1 protein-coding gene and 1 pseudogene are annotated in these 616 nt (G+C 41.7%); both read right to left on the bottom strand.

The window, feature by feature from the left end; translation table 11 throughout:
• Positions 1-190 precede the first annotated feature (190 nt).
• Positions 191-433: a glutaredoxin family protein gene (locus tag AAFM34_RS21055; protein WP_371833293.1), complete on the bottom strand. Its 243-nt coding sequence runs from the start codon at positions 431-433 to the stop codon at positions 191-193.
• A pseudogene (locus AAFM34_RS20955) lies at positions 430-616 on the bottom strand (hypothetical protein); the annotation flags it as partial. The gene AAFM34_RS21055 and the pseudogene AAFM34_RS20955, both read right to left, overlap by 4 nt.

A 616-nucleotide genomic window follows, 5' to 3' on the forward strand; every position in this document is an offset into this window, starting at 1 on the left:
ATCTTCGGGAGGCGTCCATAATTTGTCGTCTTTGAGCCACATGTCGTCTATTCATCGAACTCTAATTCCTCGTATTCATCATCTTGTTGACGACCGCACTGAGGGCAAAACTGTGGTTGATCATACATTTCAGAATCGTATCTGATAAACGATTCAACGTAACAGTATTGGCACTCAAGTACGATTGTTTTCATACATTCTCTTGTAAATATTCCGTGAACTGACTGAGACCACCGATTGAGTTACCATCAACTACGATCTGTGGAAATGTTCGAGCATTGGGAAATTTAGTAAGAAGTTCCTCACGAGTAAAATCAGAATTTAGCATTAGTTTATTATATGTATTATGGCTCTCTTGACACACGATTTGAGCTAATCGTTCGGCTTCCACGCATTGTGAACAGCCATCCTTACTCCAAATTTCGATATTCATAGGCTTAGTCCTGATAGAGTTTCTGTTGATACGTCTTGCTTTACGCCACCCACGACATAAGAGCTGATTTCGGTTTCCTGTGGAGCAACTTGCACATTGCCACCACCAATCCATTTTTCAGTCCATGGTAACGGGTTTGCTTGCTGAACGTGATATGGCGAAGCGATACCAATTGCTCGCATA

Origin of the sequence: Vibrio sp. (assembly GCF_038138445.1) — a bacterium.
Lineage (GTDB): Bacteria > Pseudomonadota > Gammaproteobacteria > Enterobacterales > Vibrionaceae > Vibrio.